A 3835-nucleotide genomic window follows, 5' to 3' on the forward strand; every position below is an offset into this window, starting at 1 on the left:
GGCTGTGCGGGGTGTGGGGGTCGCGAAGCGACCGCCCTGGCATGCTGTCACGGAATGTCGCGCACGACATGTCCCGCGACGGACCGGCGAAAGGACACCGGATGGGGACCGAACCCCTCGACGAGCCCGACGAGGCAGCGTGGCGTCGGCGGCTGACCCCCGAGCAGTTCCACGTCCTGCGCCGTGCCGGCACCGAGCGGCCGTTCAGCGGCGCGTACGTCGACGAGAAGGCACCGGGCACCTACCGCTGCGCGGGCTGCCACACGCCGCTGTTCGCCGCCCAGACCAAGTACGACTCAGGCACCGGGTGGCCGAGCTTCTGGGAGGCGATCGACGACTCGGCTGTCGAGCTGCTGCCCGAGACGGACGCCACGGGGCGCACGGAGGCGCGCTGCGCGTCCTGCGACGGGCACCTCGGACACGTGTTCGACGACGGGCCGCACCCGACGGGCTTGCGCTACTGCATCAACTCGGTGGCGCTGGACTTCGAGACCGACGGGTCGTAGCGGTCTGCGAGCAGCACCGGACGGCGGCGTGCCCTGCCCCCCACGGGGGAGAGGGACCTCCCACTTCGACATCCCCCTTCCGACCCGGGTCAACCTTGGTTACCGTGAGGTCCACACGAGGCGATCCTGAGGGGGAGCCCATGCAAATTCGCGACACCATGAGCACGGCCTACCTGGCCGTCGGCCCGCAGCACACGCTGCGCGAGGCCGCCCAGCTGATGACCGACCGCAACATCGGGTCGGCCCTGGTCCTCGACCTGGACGGACAGGGCCCCGGCATCTTCACCGAGCGGGACCTGATGCGCTGCATCGCCGCCGGCAAGGATCCCGAGACGGAGCTGGTGATCGACCACGTCACCGCCAAGGTGATCGTGGCCAGCGGCGACTGGTCCCTCGAGGAAGCCGCGAGGATGATGATCCGCGGTGGCTTCCGCCACCTCATCGTCACCGGTGAGCACAGTGACAACTTCGGCGTTGCCGGCATCCTGTCGATGCGCGACATCGTCCGATCCTGGGCCAGCCAACCGGCCCCCGCGGACCAGGCGGCCCAGCCGGCGCCCGTCTCCTGACCCACCGCCGGACCCGCCCCGGCTCCGGCGGCCAGGGCCCCCACCGGGTCCCCATATCCTCTGCCCCCCCCACCACCGGAGCGGTATGATCGGTGGATATCCTCACGCGGCGACTCGTCGGGGTTGCACGCCTGAGCCGGGAGAACGGAGGGGTGGGTGGGCGCTGGTCCGGCGGTGACGTACTTCGAGGGCCTGGTCGAGTCGTCCCCCGACGGCATCGTGGTCGTGTCCGACGGGCGCATCGTGCTCGTCAACCGCCAGACCGAGATCCTGTTCGGCTACACCCGCGAGGAGCTGCTCGGCCAGCCCGTCGAGCTGCTCGTGCCCGAGCGCGCCCGCGAGGTGCACCCGACGCACCGCCAGGCCTACGCGGCTGATCAACGGACCAGGCCGATGGGCGCGCACCTGGACCTCACCGCCCGGCGCAAGGACGGCACCGAGTTCCCGGTCGACATCAGCCTGAGCCCCTTGGAGACCGACCAGGGCACGGTCGTGTCCGCCGCCATCCGGGACGTCACGAGCCGCAAGCGCGCCGAGGAGGCGCTCCAGGAGGCCTACGCGCAGCTGTCCGCCTCGGTGCAGGAGATCGAGCGTCACGACCGCGAGACCACGCTCATCAACGAGATGGGCGACATGCTGCAGAGCTGTCTCACCACCGCGGAGGCGTACACGGTCGTGGCGCGGTTCACCCCGCGCCTGTTCACCAACGGCTCCGGTGCCCTGTTCTGCCCGGGCCCGACGGCCCGGGTCCTGCAGGCGGTCGCCGTCTGGGGGTCGACCCCGCCCACCTCACTCGTGCTGTCCGCCGACCAGTGCTGGGCGCTGCGCCGCGGTCGGCGCTACGTCGTCGAGCCCGGCGGCGGCCCGCACTGCGAGCACCTCGCGGACCAACTGGTCGACGCCTCGGAGTGCGTGCCGATGATGGCACAGGGGGAGGCGCTCGGGCTCCTGTCCTACCTGGCCCCCACGCCGGGCACCGGCGCCGCCGACACCGAGCAGAAGCTGGCGGTGACGGTCGCGGACCACATCTCGCTGGCACTGGCCAACATCAGCCTGCGCGAGACGCTGCGCGAGCAGTCGATCCGCGACCCCCTGACCGGCGTGTTCAACCGCCGCTACATGGAGGTCACGCTGGAGCGCGAGCTGCTGCGGGCAGCCCGTGCGGGCCATTGCGTCGGGATGATCGCCCTCGACATCGACCACTTCAAGGACTACAACGACCAGCACGGCCACGGCGCCGGCGACGCGCTGCTGCGGTCCCTCGGCGCGCTCCTCCAGGAGGAGGTCCGTGGCGAGGACATGGTCTGCCGCACGGGTGGCGAGGAGTTCATGGTCGTCCTGCCCGACACCGACCGCGCCGCCACCATCCGCCGAGCCGAAGCGCTCTGGGCCGCCATCGGCGCGCTCGGCACCGACAAGGGCACGCTGCCCGCCTCGGTGACCATGTCGCTCGGCGTGGCCATGTTCCCAGACGACGGCACGTCGGGTGACGAGGTGCGCCGGGCCGCCGACGCCGCGCTGTACACCGCCAAGCGCCTGGGGCGCAACCGGGTCGCCGTCGCCGACCGCGACGGGCAGCCGAGCGCGCCTGACCGCGACACCGACCGCGACACCGACACCGACACCGACCGTGACACCGACCGTGACACCGACCGCGACACCGACCGTGACCGCGACACCGACCGTGACACCGACACCGACCGTGACACCGACCGTGACCGTGACACCGACCGTGACCGTGACCGTGACCGGCAGCCGAGCGTGCCGGAGCGCGCCTGACCGCAGGCTGTGCCGCACCGCCCGTGGTGGCGGTGCGACCCGGCGTGCCACCATGACCCCATGGCCGCACATCCCGACCGGCGACTGCTCGTCGACGCCATGAACGTCATCGGCTCGCGCCCGGACGGCTGGTGGCGCGACCGGGACGGCGCGGCGCGGCGGCTGGTCGACGCCCTCGCGCAGCTGCACGCCGCCGACGGCGACGCCGTCACCGTCGTCCTGGACGGGCGACCGGTGCCCGGCCTCGCGGAGGGCGACCACGCCGGTGTGGCCGTGCGCTACGCCCGCCGGCGCGGCCCTGATGCCGCCGACGACCGCATCGTCGAGCTGCTCGGCGACTGCGCCGACCCGCGTGCCTGGACGGTGGTGACCTCCGACCGGGCGCTGCGCGAGCGGAGCGAGGCGCTCGGCGCGGTCGTCGTGGGCGCCGGGACGCTGCTGGCGCGCCTGCCATGACCGCGGCCGACAGCGGGCGGGCCGAGCGGGCGGTGATCGCGGCCCTCGACGCGCTGGGCGCCGACTACGAGCTGATCAGGATCGACCCTGCCTACGCGAACACGGCCGTCTTCTGCGACCGCTACGGCTATCCGCCGGAGACCTCGGCCAACTGCATCGTGGTCGCGAGCAAGACCGCCGAGCCCCGCCACGCCGCGTGCGTGGTGCAGGCCACGCGCCGCCTGGACGTCAACGGCACGGTCCGCCGCCGCCTCGGCGTGCGCAAGGCGTCGTTCGCGCCGGCCGAGGAGACCGTCGCGCTGACCGGCATGCTGCCGGACGGCGTCACGCCCTTCGGGCTGCCCGGCGACCTGCCGCTGTGGGTGGACGAGGACGTGGTCGCCCACGCGTCGGTCGTCGTGGGCGGTGGCAGCCGTGCCCTGAAGATCCGCGTGGCCACCGAGGCGTTCGGCCGCATCCCGGGTGCGGAGGTCGTGGCCGGACTGGCCAAGCCCCCCGGTTGAGGGGCGACCACCATGGGAGTGG

Annotated in this window: 5 protein-coding genes; all 5 read left to right on the plus strand. The window is 72.8% G+C overall.

All coding sequences use genetic code 11. The annotated features are described in order from the left end of the window. The first annotated feature begins 101 nt into the window (after positions 1-101). The 5 genes from msrB to WD250_01930 all read left to right on the plus strand — a co-directional run bounded on the left by msrB (position 102) and on the right by WD250_01930 (position 3813). Positions 102-506: a peptide-methionine (R)-S-oxide reductase MsrB gene (gene msrB / locus WD250_01910; GenBank protein ID MEX2618950.1), complete on the plus strand. Its 405-nt coding sequence runs from the start codon at positions 102-104 to the stop codon at positions 504-506. Between the two features lie 140 nt (positions 507-646). Then, entirely contained in the window at positions 647-1075 is a 429-nt protein-coding gene (locus tag WD250_01915) for a CBS domain-containing protein (protein ID MEX2618951.1), read from the plus strand. A 156-nt stretch (positions 1076-1231) separates the two neighbouring features. After that, positions 1232-2854, plus strand: a complete 1623-nt coding sequence (locus tag WD250_01920; protein MEX2618952.1) for a diguanylate cyclase — start codon at positions 1232-1234, stop codon at positions 2852-2854. Positions 2855-2914: 60 nt separating this feature from the next. Then, positions 2915-3310, plus strand: coding sequence for an NYN domain-containing protein (locus WD250_01925; protein ID MEX2618953.1), 396 nt, complete (start codon positions 2915-2917; stop codon positions 3308-3310). Further along, complete coding sequence (locus WD250_01930) at positions 3307-3813, plus strand: YbaK/EbsC family protein (protein ID MEX2618954.1); 507 nt, start codon at positions 3307-3309, stop codon at positions 3811-3813. The genes WD250_01925 and WD250_01930 overlap by 4 nt, the downstream gene beginning before the upstream one ends. The last annotated feature ends 22 nt before the right edge of the window (positions 3814-3835 follow it).

It is taken from the genome of Egibacteraceae bacterium (genome assembly GCA_040905805.1).
Taxonomy (GTDB): Bacteria; Actinomycetota; Nitriliruptoria; order Euzebyales; family Egibacteraceae; genus DATLGH01.

What these genes read in the sequence shown, in the direction of transcription:
- WD250_01915 (MEX2618951.1), top strand. Translation starts at nt 647, where the DNA reads ATGCAAATTCGCGACACCATGAGCACGGCCTACCTGGCCGTCGGCCCG.
- WD250_01925 (MEX2618953.1), top strand. Translation starts at nt 2,915, where the DNA reads ATGGCCGCACATCCCGACCGGCGACTGCTCGTCGACGCCATGAACGTC.
- WD250_01930 (MEX2618954.1), top strand. Translation starts at nt 3,307, where the DNA reads ATGACCGCGGCCGACAGCGGGCGGGCCGAGCGGGCGGTGATCGCGGCC.
- msrB (MEX2618950.1), top strand. Translation starts at nt 102, where the DNA reads ATGGGGACCGAACCCCTCGACGAGCCCGACGAGGCAGCGTGGCGTCGG.